General features: G+C 62.8%; 11 protein-coding genes. 10 read left to right on the plus strand and 1 reads right to left on the minus strand.

What is annotated here, in order from left to right; genetic code table 11:
• Window positions 1–32: 32 nt before the first annotated feature.
• Genes PLO63_05800 through PLO63_05810 form a run of 3 tightly spaced genes read left to right on the plus strand, consistent with a single transcriptional unit; the run spans window position 33 to window position 7,782 of the window.
• Window positions 33–998, plus strand: coding sequence for a hypothetical protein (locus PLO63_05800; GenBank protein ID HOI73646.1), 966 nt, complete (start codon window positions 33–35; stop codon window positions 996–998).
• Window positions 995–4,591: a PAS domain S-box protein gene (locus PLO63_05805; protein HOI73647.1), complete on the plus strand. Its 3,597-nt coding sequence runs from the start codon at window positions 995–997 to the stop codon at window positions 4,589–4,591. Before PLO63_05800 ends, PLO63_05805 begins: the two co-directional genes overlap by 4 nt.
• On the plus strand, window positions 4,588–7,782 hold the full coding sequence (locus tag PLO63_05810; GenBank protein HOI73648.1) for a PAS domain S-box protein: 3,195 nt from the start codon (window positions 4,588–4,590) through the stop codon (window positions 7,780–7,782). The genes PLO63_05805 and PLO63_05810 overlap by 4 nt, the downstream gene beginning before the upstream one ends.
• Before the next feature lie 73 nt (window positions 7,783–7,855).
• Here the strand turns inward: PLO63_05810 and PLO63_05815 are convergent, their stop codons facing one another.
• Window positions 7,856–9,391, minus strand: coding sequence for a carbohydrate porin (locus tag PLO63_05815; protein HOI73649.1), 1,536 nt, complete (start codon window positions 9,389–9,391; stop codon window positions 7,856–7,858).
• 477 nt (window positions 9,392–9,868) lie between these two features.
• On the opposite strand from PLO63_05815, the gene PLO63_05820 reads away from it, so the two are divergent.
• The 7 genes from PLO63_05820 to PLO63_05850 all read left to right on the plus strand — a co-directional run bounded on the left by PLO63_05820 (window position 9,869) and on the right by PLO63_05850 (window position 16,957).
• The gene (locus PLO63_05820; protein ID HOI73650.1) at window positions 9,869–10,468 is read left to right on the plus strand and encodes an NAD(P)H-dependent oxidoreductase; all 600 of its coding nucleotides are present in this window, start codon (window positions 9,869–9,871) and stop codon (window positions 10,466–10,468) included.
• 89 nt (window positions 10,469–10,557) lie between these two features.
• Entirely contained in the window at window positions 10,558–11,187 is a 630-nt protein-coding gene (locus PLO63_05825; protein HOI73651.1) for a DUF2238 domain-containing protein, read from the plus strand.
• 111 nt (window positions 11,188–11,298) lie between these two features.
• On the plus strand, window positions 11,299–12,375 hold the full coding sequence (locus PLO63_05830) for an acyltransferase (protein HOI73652.1): 1,077 nt from the start codon (window positions 11,299–11,301) through the stop codon (window positions 12,373–12,375).
• Window positions 12,376–12,484: 109 nt separating this feature from the next.
• On the plus strand, window positions 12,485–13,867 hold the full coding sequence (locus tag PLO63_05835; GenBank protein ID HOI73653.1) for an MmgE/PrpD family protein: 1,383 nt from the start codon (window positions 12,485–12,487) through the stop codon (window positions 13,865–13,867).
• Window positions 13,864–14,262, plus strand: coding sequence for a nuclear transport factor 2 family protein (locus PLO63_05840; protein ID HOI73654.1), 399 nt, complete (start codon window positions 13,864–13,866; stop codon window positions 14,260–14,262). Before PLO63_05835 ends, PLO63_05840 begins: the two co-directional genes overlap by 4 nt.
• Before the next feature lie 53 nt (window positions 14,263–14,315).
• Window positions 14,316–14,822 carry a GyrI-like domain-containing protein gene (locus PLO63_05845; GenBank protein ID HOI73655.1) on the plus strand — a complete coding sequence of 169 codons (507 nt, stop codon included), beginning with the start codon at window positions 14,316–14,318 and terminating at the stop codon, window positions 14,820–14,822.
• A 68-nt stretch (window positions 14,823–14,890) separates the two neighbouring features.
• Window positions 14,891–16,957 carry a PAS domain S-box protein gene (locus PLO63_05850; GenBank protein HOI73656.1) on the plus strand — a complete coding sequence of 689 codons (2,067 nt, stop codon included), beginning with the start codon at window positions 14,891–14,893 and terminating at the stop codon, window positions 16,955–16,957.
• The last annotated feature ends 3 nt before the right edge of the window (window positions 16,958–16,960 follow it).

The following is a 16,960-nucleotide window of genomic DNA, read 5'->3' on the forward strand; positions in this document are numbered from 1 at the left end:
GGGACCCGATTTTCAAAAAGGAGGGAACGGCGGTGATCCGTTTGCGATTCGTATACGCCGTCGTAATCGGGATCGCTCTGCTGTTCCCGGCGGCAGCCGTCCCTTCGGCGGGGCCTGACGACTGCGCCCTGCGGGGCGTGCTTCCCCAGCCGGGGTTCGCCGCGGGCTGGACGATGAAGGAGCCGGCCGGCCTCTTTGTCCGGGACACCCTGTTCGAGCATATCGACGGCGAGGCGGAGCTTTTCATGCCCTACGGGTTCGACCTGCTCGCCACCGCCACCTACGTGAGCGCGTCGGACCCGGACGTCTGGCTCGTCGCCGATGTCTACCGGATGGGATCCCGCCTGGACGCCTTCGGTATTTACAGCAACTACCGCCGCGGGAGGGAGGAGCGCATCGACGTCGGTGCGGAGGGCTTCATCCTGCCGTCCCAGTTGATGTTCTACCAGGACCGGTACTTTGTGCGGCTCCAGGTCACGGGAGCCACCAGCCTGCCGCGAAGCGACTTCCTGGCGTGCGGACGGGCGATCGGGCAGAGGCTGCCGGACCCGGAGGGGCGGCCCCCGGAGGTGGAGATGCTGCGCATCCCCGCCGTCGTGCCGGGGAGCGAGCGGTATTACGCCCGGAGCCTCCTCGGCTACGCCTTCTTCCGGCGGGGACTCCTGGCGGAGGCCCTGGAGGAGGGGAAGCGGATCCGGGTTTTTGTCGTCCTGGAGGCGGACGGGGAGGGTGCCGGGAAAGTCCTCGCCCTGTATCGATCCCACCTCGCGGCGGAGGGCCGCGGCCTCCGGGGGCGGGGCGGGGGAACCCCCGATTCGCTGGCGGCGGTCGATCCCCTGTATGGGAACGTGCATGTCCGCCGGATCGGCAGGTTCCTCGTCGGCGCCCTCGGGGCGGATGGCGCTGCCGCGGAGAGGATCATCGGACAGATCGGGGCACGGATCGCCGCTATGCCGCCGCTTCGCGGCAGGCCGCGGCCGGCAGGAGGCACGCCTTGAACGACGAAGGGAAAACCCGGGAAGAGCTCATCGAAGAACTGGCGGCCCTCCGCAGGCGGCTCGCCGGGCCGGACCGCCCGGGTGAAGACCGTCCCGGGGACGCGGGGGGAGGTGCCGGTCTCTCCGCCTTCCATGAATATCTCCTGGAGAGCATCGACGAAGGGATCTGGGTGGCCGACCGGCAGGACCGGATTCTGTTTGCCAACAGCCTTGTGGCAACGATCACGGGCATTCCGAAGGAGCGATTGACCGGGATCGACGTCCTTTCGGACCGGGTCCCGGACCGATGGAGAGAGCTCCAGTCCCTCTACCGGACGGCGAAGGAAACGCTCCGCCGTGTCGTCTATGAGTCCACACCCGTTCAGACCCCGGACGGCGTGATGCTGCTTTCCGGCAAGATCGTGCCGGTTCTGACGGACGGCCGCTTCGACGGCATGATCTGCACGGCCGGCGACATCACGGAGCTCCGGCAGGCGGAGGAGGCCCTGAGCCACGCGGAAGAGCGCTTTGCCACCGCCTTTCTCGCCAGTCCGGACGCCGTCGTGATCAGCCGGGAGAGCGACGGCTGGATCATCGATCTGAACGACGCCTGGGAGACCATCACCGGCTACAGCCGGAAGGAGTCCCTCGGCCGGAAATCAGATGACCTGGGAATATTCGTCCGTCCGGAGCAGCGGCGAGAACTGGTCGAGAGGATAACCGAACAGGGGCAATTGCAGGATTATGAGATGGACGTCCGTCACAAGACGGGAGAGCTGCGGCGGGTCAGCCTGTCGGTGGGACGGATCCGGCTGCAGCACCAGGAATACATCCTGAGCATCATGCGCGACGTCACGGAGCGCAGGCAGGTGGAATCGGCGCTCCGGGAAAGCGAGGAGCGCTTCCGCAAAGCCTTTCTCACGAGCCCGGACTCCATCAACATCAACCGGATGGATGACGGGATGTACGTCGATGTCAATGACGGGTTCCAGGCGTTGACGGGCTTTTCCAGGGAGGAGGTCATCGGGAGAACCTCCGTGGACCTGGACATCTGGGCCGATCCAGCCGACCGGCGCAGGCTGGTCGAGGAGTTGAAGAGAAACGGGCGGGTCACCAACCTGGAGGCCCGGTTCCGGATGAAAGACGGCACAACCATAGCGGGTCTGATGTCCGCGTCGATCCTGATGTTGAATGGAATCCCGCATATCCTCTCCGTTACGCGAAACATAGAAGAGATGAGAAGGACGCAGGATGCCCTGCGGGACCGGGAGGAGAAGTACCGGAGCCTCTTCGAGAACGCCCTGGTGGGTGTTTACCAGTCGACCCCGGAAGGCCGCTTCTTGTCGGCGAACCCGGCGCTGGCCCGGATCTACGGGTACGATTCCCCCGAAGACCTGATCGAAAGCATCACGGATATCTCTACGCAGATCTTCATGAATCCGGAGGACCGGGCGGAGATCCTGCGGATCATGGAGGCCGGGGATCTTCTCCCGTATTACGAGGTGCTGCACCGCCGGAAAGACGGGACCCCCGTCTGGCTGTCCCTGCATTCGAGGGTCGTCCGGGACGATGGGGGCCGCATCGTCCACATCGACGGGCTGGCGGTGGACATCACCGAGCGCAAACGGGCGGAGGAAGAGCTGCACCGCCGGGAAGAGATCTTAGGCGGCATTTTCCGGACCACCCCCGTCACCCTCTGCATCATGAAGAACTATGTCTTCCAGAGCGTCAACCAGGCACTCTACGACGGCTGGGGGTATTCGGAAGACGAGATCATCGGTCATACGCCCCGCATGATGTATGAATCGGAGGAGGAGTTCCGGCGCATCGGGCGGGAGCTGTATGCAGGCCTGTCGGAGCGGGGCCTGGCCATGACCAGGACGAGGCTCCGGCGCAAGGACGGGGAATTTCGCGATTCCATCCTGATCGCCGCCCCGCTTCCCTCGGAAAAAAGCACCCCGATGGCGATCGTGGCGGTCCAGGACGTCACGGAGCAGATGCGGGCCATGGAAGAGCTGCAGGAGAGCCGCCGGCAACTCCGGGACATCATCGAATTCCTGCCCGACGCGACCCTGGTTGTCGACCGGGAGGGCAGGGTCATCGCCTGGAACCGCGCGATCGAGAACATGACGGGCGTAAAGGCGGAGGAGATGATCGGCAGGGGCGATTACGAGTACGCCCTCCCGTTCTACGGCTACCGGAGACCCATCCTGATCGACCTCGCGCTCCACCCGGACCGGGAGATGGAGCGGCAGTACACGGCCGTTCACAGGGTGGGGGAGATCCTCTTCGGCGAGGCCTACACGCCGAATCTGCCGCCCGGAGACCGGCACCTGTCGGCCACAGCCTCCGTTCTTCGCGACTCCCGGGGACAGATCACCGCCGCCATCGAGTGCATCCGGGACAACACGGAGCGAAGGCGGATGGAGGAGCGCCTGAATCGGGCGGAGAAGATGGAGATGCTCGGCCGGCTGGCCGGCGGTGTGGCCCACGACCTCAACAACGTCCTGGGTGTCCTGACAGGCTACTCGGAGCTGCTGGCGGAAAAGCTGTCCCCGGGCTCGGATGCGAGACGATACGCCGACAACATCCTGCAGTCGAGCATACGGGGAGCCGCCATCATCCAGGACCTGCTGACCCTGGCCAGGAGAGGGGTAGCCGTATCGGAAGTGGTCAACCTGAGCCGGGTGACGTCCGATTATCTCCGGACGCCGGAATTCGAGAAGCTGAAGGGGAACCATCCGGATGTCACATTCCGGGCTGAGCTGGAGTCAGAAAACCAGCTCCTGAACATCAAGGGGTCCCCCGTGCACCTGGGCAAGACGGTGATGAACCTGGTCTCAAACGCAGCAGAGTCCATCACCGACGAAGGGGAGGTGACGATCCGGACGGAGAACCGGTACCTGGACCGGCCGATCCGGGGGTACGACGACGTCAACGAAGGGGACTACGTCGTCCTCACGGTATCCGACAGCGGGAAGGGCATCTCCGCCCAGGACATCGGGAAGATCTTCGATCCCTTCTACACCAAGAAAATGATGGGGAGGAGCGGCACCGGGCTTGGACTGACCGTGGTCTGGGGAACGGTGAAGGACCACAACGGTTACATCGACGTCCAGAGCGAGGAGGGGAATGGGAGCACGTTTTCGCTCTATTTCCCGGTGACAAGGGAAGAACCTGCCTTGAGCAGCGCCGGAAGGATCGACATGGCCGCTTACATGGGGCGCGGCGAAGCCATCCTGGTTGTCGACGACATGCGGGACCAGCGGGAAGTGGCGACGAGCATGCTGAAGCGGCTCGGCTACCGGGTCGAGGCGGCTTCCAGCGGCGAGGAGGCGTTGGAGATCCTCGGGAAAAAGCCGTTCGACCTGGTCGTCCTGGACATGATCATGGACCCCGGGATGGACGGCCTGGAAACCTATCAGAAAATCATAGAAATCCGCCCGAAGCAAAAAGCCGTCATCGTCAGCGGGTTTTCCGAGTCCGACCGGGTCCGGGAAGTTCAGGAGCTGGGAGGGGGGCCGTTCGTCCGAAAGCCCTATATCCTTGAAAAGATCGGCTCCGCGATCCGCGGCGAACTGGACCGGAAACAGGATCGGGAGGACAGGACTTGAGGGATCAGGACCGGACATGGGAAGAGCTTCTCGAGGAGCTTTCGCTCCTGAGGAAAAGACTGTCCGACATGAGAAACGTGCAGGCCGGACCTCCCGCCACGGAAGACCGGACAGACGATCCCGCCGCCTTTTATCGGCACCTGCTGGATCGCATCGATGAAGGCATCCTGGTGACGGACCGGGACGACAGGATCGTCTTCGTCAACGATCCCATAGCGGCAATCGCCGACATCCCGAAGGAGCGGATTCGGGGCGTACTGATCCTCAATGATTTTCCGGAAGAAACCCTGACTTATTTCCGGCCGCTTTATCTGAGAGCCCGGGACACCCTCCAGTCCGTTTCCTTCGACGGCATTCCGGTTGTCACCCCCGCCGGCAGAACGACCTGCCAGTCCGGGAGCCTGGTTCCCCAAGTCATGGACGGCCGGTACGACGGCATGATCTGCACGATCCACGACGTCACCGGCCGCCGGCGGGCCGAGGAGGCCCTCCGGGAAAGCGAGCGCAGGTTCAAGCTCATCACGGAGAAGATGACGGACATCGTATGGATCGCCGACATGAACCTGCGAACCGTTTACGTCACCCCCTCCATCGAGAAAGTGCTGGGATTCACCCCGGAAGAGCGCATGGGTCAGTCCATCGAGGAGCAGTTCACCCAGGACTCCCTGGCTCGCGGACTGGAGGCCATGGTCCGGGAGCTTGCCCTCGAGGAGCAGGGTCAGGGAGATCCCGACAGGACGGCGACCCTTGTCCTGGAATACCGCTGCAAGGACGGCACGACCCGCTGGATGGAGACGGTCATGAGCGGGTTTCGTGACGAGCAGGGCGTCCTGATCGGGATCCACGGCGTTTCCAGGGACGTAACCGAGAATCGGCGAGCCCAGGAAACGCTCCGCCGGAGCGAGGAGTATTTCCGGGCGATCACCGAAAACGCATCCGACATCCTGTTCATCACGGATGAACGGGGCATCATCACCTACGTGACGCCCTCCGTCGAGCGCATCGCCGGATACCGGCCGGAGGAACTGCTCGGGACGAGCACGTACGACCTGTTTGTCCCGGAGGATCTGCCCCGGGCCATGGAGGATTACGCGACGGCCCTGCAGACGAGGGGAGTTGCCATTCCCAACCGCTTCCGCATCCGTGACAGGAGCGGCGCCGTACGGGTCATGGAGGGTGTCGGGATCAATCTCCTGGACGATCCCGCCATCTCGGGCTTCGTAATGAATGTCCGCGACGTCACCGACCAGCGGCGTACCGAGGAGGCCCTGCGGGCGACGGAGGAGCGGTTCCGGCTGATCACGGAAAACATGCAGGACACTGTCTGGCTCGTGGACATGAACCTGAAGCTCACCTGGATATCCTCGTCGGTGGAGTGGAAACAGGGCTATACCGCGGACGAGTTGATAAGCATGCCCCTGGAGCGGCGCGTGACCCCGGGATCGCTTCAGGCTGTCTATGGGCTGATCGAGAGGCACCTCACCCCCGAACGGATTGCCGATCCCGGGGAAGAGATAACGGTGACGGTGGAGCTGGAGCTCTGCCGGAAGGACGGATCCACGTTCTGGGCCGAAACGGTGATCACGATGCTCCGGGACGGACAGGGCGCCCCGGCCGGCTTCCTGGGAATTTCCCGGGATACGACGGAGCGCCGGGCGATGGAGGAGGCCCTTCGGGAAAGCGAGGAGAAGCACCGTCTGCTGTTCGAGAGCGCCGGGGAAGGGATCATGATCATCCAGGATGAAGTCACCCGTCTGGCCAACCCGGCCCTGTCCCAGATCATGGGCTACCCGATCGAGACGATCATCTCGCGACCGTTCGGTAGTTTCATCCATCCGGAAGACCATGACATGGTGGTCGACCGCCACCTGCTAAGGATGCGCGGCGAGGTGGTGGAAACGGACTATCCGTTCCGGATCGTGACCGCGGACGGCCGGGAGAAGTGGCTGGAGATCCATTCCCGGCGGATCGTCTGGGACGATGCCCCGGCTTCCCTGAACTTTGTCATGGACATCACGGAGCGCAGGCAGATGGAGGAGCGCCTCGCCCGCGTCGAGAAGATGGAGGCCCTGGGAACGCTGGCGGGCGGCGTGGCCCATGACCTGAACAATGTCCTGGGCGTGCTGGTCGGGTACTCGGAGCTGCTGGCGGAAAAGCTCCCCGAGGGCAGCCAGATGAGGCGGCATGCCGAGAACATCCTGCAGTCGGGCATCAAGGGAGCGGCCATCATCCAGGACCTGCTGACGCTGGCCAGGAGGGGGGTTGCCGTCTCGGAGGTGGTTGCCCTGAACCGGGTGGTCGAGGACTATCTCCGGTCGCCGGAATACGAGAAGCTGGCGTCCTACCATCCGGACGTCAAGGTCCGTACCGAACTCGCAGAGGGGCTGCTGAATATCAAGGGCTCCCCCGTTCACCTGGGCAAGACGGTGATGAACCTGGTGTCGAACGCCATGGAGGCCATCTCCGGGCTGGGAGTCGTCACGATCCGGACGGAAAACCGATACCTCGACCAGCCGGTCCACGGATATGACGAGATGCGGGAGGGAGAGTACGCCGTTCTGACCGTTACCGATTCCGGCCGGGGCATCGCCGCCCGCGACATGGGCAAGATCTTCGAGCCGTTCTACACGAAGAAGGTCATGGGCCGGAGCGGAACGGGCCTGGGACTGGCCGTCGTCTGGGGAACCGTGAAGGATCACGACGGCTACATCGACGTGCAGAGCGAGGAGGGCGCCGGAACCACGTTCACCCTCTATTTCCCGGTGACCCGGGAAGAGCCGGTGGAGGCGGTCGAACCGCACCTGCTGAACAGCTCCCTGGGACGGGGAGAATCCATCCTGGTGGTCGATGACGTGAAGGAGCAGCGTGAGCTGGCCGCCAGCATGCTGACCAGGCTCGGGTACCGCGTGGAGACCGTTTCCAGCGGGGAAGAGGCGGTTTCCCGGGTGGGCGGAATGAAGCCGGACCTGGTCATTCTCGACATGATTATGGATCCGGGAATCGACGGGCTCGAGACCTATCGCCGGATCCTGAAGATCCATCCCGGACAGAGAGCGGTCATTGTCAGCGGCTTTTCGGAAACGGGAAGGGTCCGGGAGGCCCTGGAGATCGGCGCGAGTGAGTTCGTCCGGAAGCCCTATGTTATGGATAAGATCGGTCTCGCCGTCCGAAAGGAGCTGGACCGGAAATAAAAAAAGAAACAGGCCGGATCTTTTTTGCACAGCAACATCAATCGGGCCTGTTTCCTGATTGCCTGTTTTCTTCTTACCACCACACCTCGCCCTGGACGCCTGCCGTGAAACCGGAGGTCTCTCCCAGGTACGTGGTTCCTCCCACGCGATCCTTGAGTCCGCTGCCCCAGGCGGCATAGGTTGCAAAGACGCGAAGAACGGGCCGTGCAAAGAAGTCCGTGTCGATGCGAAGCTCCGGTGCCAGGGTTACCTTGAACAGGGCGTCGCTGTAATCCTCGATCCTGTTGTCCACCCAGTCTACACCGGCTTCCAGGGCCAGGGCGAAGTGCTTGCTGAAGCTGTAGATCGGACGAACGCCGGCTGAGTACCAGTAGGTGCGCGACGCCGAAGGATCACCCGTGTCCTTCGCCTGGAAAACGAGAGCACCCTGCAGGGACAGCCGGTCGTTGATCCTGATCACCGGACTTTCCGTGGCGCGGAACTGCCAGGCGTCACCGAGGGTGGCCGTGGGGCTCCGCAGCACGGGGCTGAAATCCGAACCCGTTCCCCTGCCGTACATGACGGTGGCCCGGTTGGTGCTGCCGCCTCCGGCGACCGCTTCATGGAACAGGCCCGCCATAAATCCGGAGGTGCTCGGGCAGGCAAACGTATTGCCGTTCGTATCCTGGTAGGTCGTTCCGTATACGGTGGAAGGGGCGAACAGGATCGTTCCCTTTCCGAAGGGAACGTCGATGTCGTACAGGCGGATGTCCAGGGTGTGCTTGTTCACCCGGCTGTCCGTGGAAAACTGGTAATTGTCGGCGGTTCCGCCGAAGTAGGCCACGGCCAGCCTGCTGTTGCCGAGCCCCGTGGGGATTCCTTCGATGCCGCCGCCGTAGCCGCTCATGTCGAGCAGCCAGAAGTCGATCATGTGAATGTCCATGCGGCGATAGAACCGTTGACCCGCCCAGAAGGACATGGTCTTCGCGAAATCGAATCCCCCCATTTCAATGTAGGATTCACGGACGTTGATGGTGTCCCTGGCCGTGTCTCCGCCGTGGTTCCAGTCCGTGGAATAGGCGAGGCGGAGATTGACCTTGAAGAACGGTGATTTCTGCCCGGGATTGAAGTTGTTGACAAGAAGGATCTCGCCGTAGGTGTCCGTTTCGTTGCCGAGACGATATTTGCCTCCCGCGCCGGGTGCCTGAAAGGCGGCCTGCGCGCTGCCGTTGCCGCTGACCCCGGCGCCGGACCGCAGGTATCCGTGAAACTCGAATCCTTTGGTGAGAGAATCGGGGAGGGGTTTGCTGTCGACTTTCTTCACGTCTTCCCGGGTTTTCGCAAGCTGCTCCTCCGTGCCGGTCAGCTTCTCCCTGACCGTCTCGACTTCCTGCCGGGCCTTGGCCGTATTTTCTTCCAGGGCCTTCAGCCGCTGCTCCAGAAGCTGGATCTGTTCGGCATTCTTTTGCTTCAGGATCTCGATCTGGTCCTTCAGACGCTCCACCTCCGACGCCTCCTGTGCCCAAAGGCCGCCGGGAAACAGGAGAAATAAGCAGCAGATCAGAAAGAACATCCGTGATGGCAGTGACTTGTGCCATTGTTTCGTTGCCTGGAACGTGTGTTCCATCATCACAATCCTCCTTCGTTCATGCGAGAGGTTCATCCCCGGCAGGTGTCCGTACCGCGGATCATGCAGAGGTCTGACTGTCGGTGAAACGGGGACAGCGGGTGGAAAGCGGGAGAGGCATAGGGCAGAAACGCAATGGAAACAATGCTTAATGTGCTTTTACAGAGTGTGTATCCCCTTTAGGCAGGACCCAGGCACTCCCGGGCGCATACGCCCCCCGGGACTGCCTTCCGGGGTATCGTGGGTATGGACGGGAGCATTGCAAGGCAACGCAATGCGGGACGAATCGGACTTGACGCACCTCGCACACCCCGCTACTGTTGCCGGGCCGTTCGGGGCAATCAGATCTGTCCGTGCCAGGCGCCCCGAACGACGCGGCGGCTCCGGCTGCCGGGGCTTCCCGCCCGTTGTTCCGGCCTGCAACGCCGACAACGCAAACGGATGCGCGGATATGCCGGCTTGTCACCTTCAGGGAGAGATATGAACATTCTGCTTGTCCTGGGTCATCCCGATCCGGGGAGTTTCAATCATGCCGTTGCGGCCGCGGCCCGGGAGGCGCTGGAGGAAGGCGGCCATTCCGTTGTCTTCCACGATCTGTGCGCGGAGGGCTTCGATCCCCTGCTGTCCGCCGAGGAGATCCCCGCGACGGCGGTCCTTCCGGAGCCGGTTCGGCGGCACTGCGACGAGCTCGGGTCCGCCGACGGAATCGTCATCGTCCATCCCAACTGGTGGGGACAGCCGCCGGCGATTCTGAAAGGATGGGTCGACCGGATCGTCCGCCCCGGCGTGGCCTACCGGTTCGAGGAAGGGGACAGCGGCGAGGGAGTTCCCGTTGGACTGCTCAAGGCGAAAGCCGCGATCGTATTCAACACGTCGAATACGGTCGAGGAACGGGAGCTGGCCGTCTTTGGCGATCCCCTGGAGGCCCTGTGGATGCGCTGCATCTTCGACCTCTGCGGCGTCCGGGATTTCCATCGGAGAACGTTCCGGGTCGTGGTCACGAGCACCCTCGATGAGAGGCGGGCCTGGCTGGAGGAGACGAAGACGATTTGCCGCCGGGTCTTCCGGGAGGATGAATAAGGACGGACGGAGGACGGCGTCGCAGAGGATTCCCGGGCGGGGTGGAGTCATCCGGGATGAAAACGTCTTGATGAGAGGAAAAGGAACCCATGAGCGATCTGAAACTGCGTGTTGCCGCCGGTCTTCTCGTCTTTGCCGCGCTGATTGTCTCCGGGCTTAATCCCTATGACCGCGCCACCTGGCTCATGGAAGTCGCCCCTGTCCTGATGGCGGCGCCGATTCTGCTCGCGACGCACCGCCGCTTTCCCCTGACGCCCCTGCTTTTCTTTCTGATCTGTGCCCATGCGCTGGTCCTGATCCTGGGCGGTGCATACACCTATGCGCGGGTTCCCCTGGGGGCCTGGTTCCAGGATCTCCTCCACCTGAGCAGAAACCCCTACGACAAGCTCGGCCATTTCATGCAGGGATTCGTTCCCGCGCTCCTGGTGCGGGAGGTCCTGCTCCGGGGCCGGTTCGTGAGGGGAAAAGGGATGACGGCGTTCCTGTCGGTCTGTGTGGCCCTGGCGTTCAGCGCCGTCTATGAGCTGATCGAGTGGTGGGCGGCGCTGGCCCTGGGGCAGGGTGCGGAGGAGTTCCTGGGGACCCAGGGCGACCCCTGGGACACCCAGTCGGACATGTTCCTCGCGCTGATCGGCGCGAGCCTGGCGATGCTCACACTGGCCTCCTTCCATGACCGGCAGATCGCGGCGCTGGAACGGGATCCCGGCGGAGGCTCCTGACGACCGCCCGTGCCGGATGATTCACGGGAGGGGAGCCGATGCCGCGCCATCGAGGTTTTCCCGGCGGGTGGTTCATGGAAAACCGGAGATCCGGCGTCACCGGAGAGATGCATGAAGAGAGAGATCGAGTGGATTGAAATTGCCAGAACCGGCTGCATGCTGCTGGTCGTTCTCAGCCACGTGCTGGACACCTTTCTCTTCCACGGCGGGGAAGCGGCACAGCCGTGGGAAATGGCCTTTCTCTGTTCCTCGCGTTTTGCGGTGCCCCTGTTTTTCATCATTTCCGGCTTTCTGCTCCGGATCGAGTTCGATCGCTCCCCGGATCCGGTCCGGTATGGCGCGTATCTCCGGCACAAGGCCGCCACGGTCCTGGCGCCGTTTTTCGTCTGGAATGCGATTTACCTGGTCTTTGCCGGGGTGTTCATGGGCTGGCCCCTGTTCTCGGGAAGCGCGCTGTTTTCCTTCCTGACCGGCTTCGTTCACCTCTATTTCGTTTTTATCCTCTTTCAGTTTTTCCTCCTCTATCCGCTCCTGCACCGGCGTCTCCATGGACGCGGCCTGAATTGTGCTCTTGCGGTTTCCGTCGTCCTGTCCCTGGGATTCTACGGGGTTTCGGAATATGCCCTCTGGGCAGTCGGCATCTCCGAGCCGACCTTTGAGTGGCACTACGGGAAACTGTTTTTCGGGTGGAGCGCCTTCTTCATGACCGGCGTCTGGCTGGGGGCCCGTCCGGACCGGGTCGAGCTCCTGGCGGGGTGTACACTCCCGATTTTCATTCTCGCTTCGGTTCTCCTGCTTCCGTATTGGTATGAAACCACCCGGCAGCTGGAGGTGTTTCACGTCTACGGCCGGGGATATTTTCTCCTCTCCGGCTTGCCCTTCCAACTGGCGGGCGCCCTCTTCATGATCGGGCTGCTCCGGGGCGTCGAGAGGTCGTTCCGGAAGGGGCGCATCCTGAACTATCTGATCCATAGCGGCGTGGACACCTTCGAGATCTACATCGTGCATTACCTGTTCCTGCTCCTGCTCGTCGCCGGATGGGCCCGCCTCGATCTGCCCGGGACTTCGCTGGTGAAGTTTCCCGTCCTCTTCATCTGTGTGTGGCTGCTGTCGCAAGGGTTCGCCGCGCTTCGCCGGCAGCCGTTCCTGGCCGGGGCGGGAAAGGTGCTTTTTGGCCACAGGGACTGAACGATACGGCTCCGGATCGCGGGGTACCTGCTCCATCTAAACGTGAATCAGGTATGTTCCCGAAGCAGCGGGTGAGGTAGAGTCGCCGGCAAAAAAGCGAGGAGGAAGCATGCTGGAAGAGAAGCTTGCCGCATTGGTCGCACAGACCGTTTTTTCAGAAATGGACGAACGGACGGTCCATGTCCTCAAGCGAAACATCCTCGATTCCTATGCGGGAATCTGCCTGTCCCTCAAGGACGTCGACATGCTCGGCAAATTCGACGCGATGACCTCCCTGACCCCGACGGAAAAAGGGCTGGCCGTCTGGGGGCTCCACCGCAAGGCGAACACCTCGAACGCCGTTTTCATGAACACGATCCTGGGGCGCCGCAGCGACCTGGTCAATACGTATCTCCCTCCGAACGGAATGGGGGGCTGCCACCCGTCGGACAACGTGTCTCTCGTCCTCTCCATGGCGGACTGGCTGAAGAAGAGCGGCAAGGACGTCCTGTCCCTGATGCATGTCGCCTATCTCCTGTCGTGCGCCTTCACGGATTATTATCACCCCGAGGAAAACGGCTACGATCATGACACCCCGGCGCTCCTTTATCTTTCCCTGACCATCGGATGTGCCATGGGCCTGTCCGTCCCCGGATTGACGGAGGCGCAGCGCATCGCCGGCATGCTGGGACTGGACATCGACCAGGCGGCAAAGGGGGAGGTCACGGACTGGAAGCACTGTACCTATGCATCCTGCGCCATGCGTGCGCTCCATGCCGTCAAGATGGCCTACGCCGGCTTCGAGGGGCCGAGAAACATCTATGAGGGCGAGGCGGGGATCAACCGCTTCCTTCCCCATGCCGGCTCCATCGTGGATCCTCCGCCCGACCTGGAATCCATCGTCTTCAAGCGCTGGCCGGCGCTGGTTTTCTGCCAGACACCCATCGACGCGGCCGTTGAAATCGCCGGACGGATCGACGATCCGGAGGCGATCGACCGCGTTCTGATCCAAACATACAAAAAGGCGATCGAGGAGGCGGACGGCGATGCCGCCTATCGGCCCGTGAGCCGGGCCGGCCGGACCCACTCGCTTCCCTATTGCGTAGCGGTGGCACTCGTGAAGAAGACCGTCGAATATGAGTATTTCAATGATGGCTTCCTCGGAAAAGAAGAGGCCGTGGCCCGCCTGATTCCGAAGATCGCCGTGGTGGAAGACGTCCACATGACCCGGACCTATCCCGACGGCTCGCCCTGCCGGATAGAGGTGACGCTGAAAAGCGGGGAGACGATCCGCCTCAGCCGCGAATTCCCCCGCGGGGATCCCCATGATCCGCTGACGGACCGGGAGATCGAGGAAAAGGTGGAGGAGTGCATGACCCACCTGGCGAGCCGGGATGAAGTCCGCTCCATCATTGAACGGATCTGGGAACTGGAGAGGGAGGATTCCGTCGACTGGCTGGTGGCGCCCCTGAAACAGCGCATTCTGAAAACAGACGGGAGGGAGGATTCATGAAGAAGCCCGCAATCGGGTCGGTGGCCGATATCGAGAAATTTTTCAAGGCCTTCAACGAACGGGACTGGGAGACGGTGTTTCGGTTCGTCCGCGACGACTGCGTCTGGGAGGCGTCGGAAAAGCGCCTGGAGGGCAGGGAAGAAATGATCGCCTACTGGACGCGGGACCACGTCTCCTTTCGGGAAAACCTGGGCACGCCGGAAAAGGTTGTGTTCGGCGACGGGACGGTTTATCTTCAGGTACAGATCCGTCTGGACTTCCTGGAGGACGGCCTTTTCTTCGGGAAGCCTTACCGGAAAGGAGAAACGCTGGACTTTTCCTGCGCCGATTTCTACGAGCTCGACGAGGGCGGGAAAATCCGGGCCGGCCGTGTGTTCACCCGGTTCAACCCTTGAGATCCGGCCCTGCGCTTCCCGGGCTTGACCGTTCGATCGAAAAGGGATGCCTCATGACGGAATTCGACGACCTGGAATTCTCCCGTGTCGATGTGTTTCCGACCCCGGCGGCACAGGTGGCCGGGGAGAGCGCCTCCGATCCGGATGCCGTCGCCCGGGCCGTGGACAAGGCATTCGCGAAGCTCTTCGCATTCGTGAAGAAAAACGGACTCTCCGCCTGGGGTGCGCCGCGGGCCCTCTACACGGAATGCGGTCCGGAGCGGACGAAGTTCATCGTCGCCGTTCCCATCCTCAAGACTCCCGGAGAGCCCATCCGGGGCGGTTCCGCGTACACGGGAGAGCTTGCCGGAGGCAGCGCCTACCGCTTCACGCATCGCGGCTCGTACGGCGGCCTGGCGGCAACCTACGACTGCATCACCCGGTTCATGACGGCGAGGGGCCTGATGGCGGGGTCCGACGACTGGGACCGCTACATGCCCATGTGGGAGGAATACGCCAACAATCCGGCCAAGACGCCGGAGGATGACCTCCTCACCTATATTTATCTTCCGCGAAAGTGAGAAAAGAACCCTCCCCGGGATGATGACGGTCGTTACGGGTGAGGAAGCGAGGAGTAGAGGAGGGGACGATGGGAGACGATTCGGACACGTTGAGGCCGCCGGCCGCTGATGGCTCTCCCCGGGACGTTCCGTCGACCGGAGATTCGGAGCCGGCGGACCTGCAGGCGCTCGTTCAGAGGCTGGAGCGGGAAATTGCCGAGCGGCGGCGTGCCGAGGAGGCGCTCAGGGAGAGCGAGGAGCTGTTCCGGAGCGCCTTCGAGCGGTCCAACGACGGCATCGTCATCACCCAGGGCGGTCGCTACGTCTTCATCAACCAGGTCTTCCTCCGGACCATCGGCCGCCGGATGGAGGATCTCCTCGGCAAGACCCTGGGGGCCTTCGTCCACCCCGACGACCGGGAACGGCTCGCCGACTATACGCGGAGGCGCCGGGCCGGGGAGCCGGCTCCGTCGAGCTACGAGCTCCGGATCGTCCGGCCGGACGGGACCCTGGTGCACGTCGACATCAGTGTCATCGATGTGGTCTACCAGGGGGAAAAGGCGTTTCTCGCCTACCTGCGGGACATCACGGAGAGAAAGAACGCGGAAGAGCGACTTCGGCAGGGCGAGGAAAAGTATAGGCTCCTGGTCGATCATGCCCCCGCCGGGATCTACCAGGTCGATTTCCGCTCGCGGCGGTTCATCAGCGTCAACGACGTCATGTGCCAGTACACGGGCTACACGCGGGAAGAGTTCCTGGCCCTGGATCCGCTGAACATCCTGACGGAGGAGTCCCTCGAAACCTTCCTGAAACGGATGGCCGACGTCATGGCGGGAAATCCCATCTCCGATTCGGTGGAATACAAGATCCGGGGCAAGAACGGACGGGAGTTCTGGGTCCTGATTCACAACAGCTTCCTGTATGAGGACGGAAGACCCGTCGTCTCCACGGTGATCGTCCACGATCTCACGGAGCGCAGGCGGGCGGAGGAAGAGCGGGACCGGCTGCAGATGCAGCTTCTGCAGGCCCAGAAAATGGAGTCGGTGGGACGGCTGGCCGGCGGGGTGGCCCACGACTTCAACAACATCCTCGCCGCGATCATGGGTTACTCGGAGATGGCGCTCCTCCAGACCGATCCGGGAACCAGGCTGCACAAGAACCTGGAGGAGATCCTCAAGGCGGCCAAACGGTCGGCGGACCTTACGGGCCAGCTCCTGGCCTTCGCCCGCCGGCAGGTGACGAGCCCGAAGGTCCTGAACCTGAACGACATCGTCGGCGGCATGCTGAAGATGCTCCAGCGGCTGATCCGCGAAGACATCGAGCTGGTCTGGATCCCGGGCCACGGTCTCTGGAATGTAAAGATCGACGCCTCCCAGGTCGATCAGATCATGGCCAACCTGTTGATCAACGCCCGGGATGCCATCTCCGGGGCGGGAAGGGTGACCATCGAGACGCACAACGTGGAGGTGGACGAAGGGTTTGTCGGCCGCCACAGCGATTTTTCACCCGGGGACCATGTCCTCTTGTCGGTCAGTGACACCGGGTGCGGCATGGACCGAGAGACCCTGGAGCATGTCTTCGAACCGTTCTTCACAACCAAGGATGTCGGGAAAGGCACGGGACTGGGCCTGGCGACGGTCTTCGGTATCGTCCGGCAGAACAATGGATTCGTCCACGCCTACAGCGAGCCGGGCAGGGGGGCAACCTTCCGGATCTACCTGCCCCGCTTCGCAGCCGAAGCGAAGCCGGAACCCGGACGGAGGGAAGAGAAGCAGACGCCGCGGGGGGAGGAGACGATTCTCCTCGCGGAGGACGACAAGGCGGTTCTTGAACTGACCCGCAGCCTTCTCGAGTCCCTGGGATACCGGGTCGTGACGGCCGGGACGCCGGACCTGGCGATCCGGGCGGTCGAAGAGCAGCGGGATGCCATACACCTGCTTCTGACCGACGTGGTGATGCCGGGGATGAACGGGAAGGACCTGGCCGGGCGGCTGGTCTCGATGCACCCCGGCCTGAAATGCCTGTTCATGTCGGGCTATCCCGCCGACGTCATCGCTCACCATGGAATCCTGGACCAGGGCGTTCACTTCGTCCAGAAACCGTTTTCGCTCCAGACCCTCTCCGAGGCGGTCCGCCGGGTGCTCGACGAGGGATAACGG

This window comes from Syntrophales bacterium, from assembly GCA_035363115.1.
GTDB lineage: Bacteria > Desulfobacterota > Syntrophia > Syntrophales > PHBD01 > PHBD01.

Excerpts from the sequence above, each read along its gene's own strand:
- PLO63_05835 (HOI73653.1), top strand. The coding sequence starts at position 12,485 with ATGCTGGAAGAGAAGCTTGCCGCATTGGTCGCACAGACCGTTTTTTCA.
- PLO63_05825 (HOI73651.1), top strand. The coding sequence starts at position 10,558 with ATGAGCGATCTGAAACTGCGTGTTGCCGCCGGTCTTCTCGTCTTTGCC.
- PLO63_05845 (HOI73655.1), top strand. The coding sequence starts at position 14,316 with ATGACGGAATTCGACGACCTGGAATTCTCCCGTGTCGATGTGTTTCCG.
- PLO63_05820 (HOI73650.1), top strand. The coding sequence starts at position 9,869 with ATGAACATTCTGCTTGTCCTGGGTCATCCCGATCCGGGGAGTTTCAAT.
- PLO63_05840 (HOI73654.1), top strand. The coding sequence starts at position 13,864 with ATGAAGAAGCCCGCAATCGGGTCGGTGGCCGATATCGAGAAATTTTTC.
- PLO63_05815 (HOI73649.1), bottom strand. The coding sequence starts at position 9,391 with ATGATGGAACACACGTTCCAGGCAACGAAACAATGGCACAAGTCACTG.
- PLO63_05830 (HOI73652.1), top strand. The coding sequence starts at position 11,299 with ATGAAGAGAGAGATCGAGTGGATTGAAATTGCCAGAACCGGCTGCATG.
- PLO63_05850 (HOI73656.1), top strand. The coding sequence starts at position 14,891 with ATGGGAGACGATTCGGACACGTTGAGGCCGCCGGCCGCTGATGGCTCT.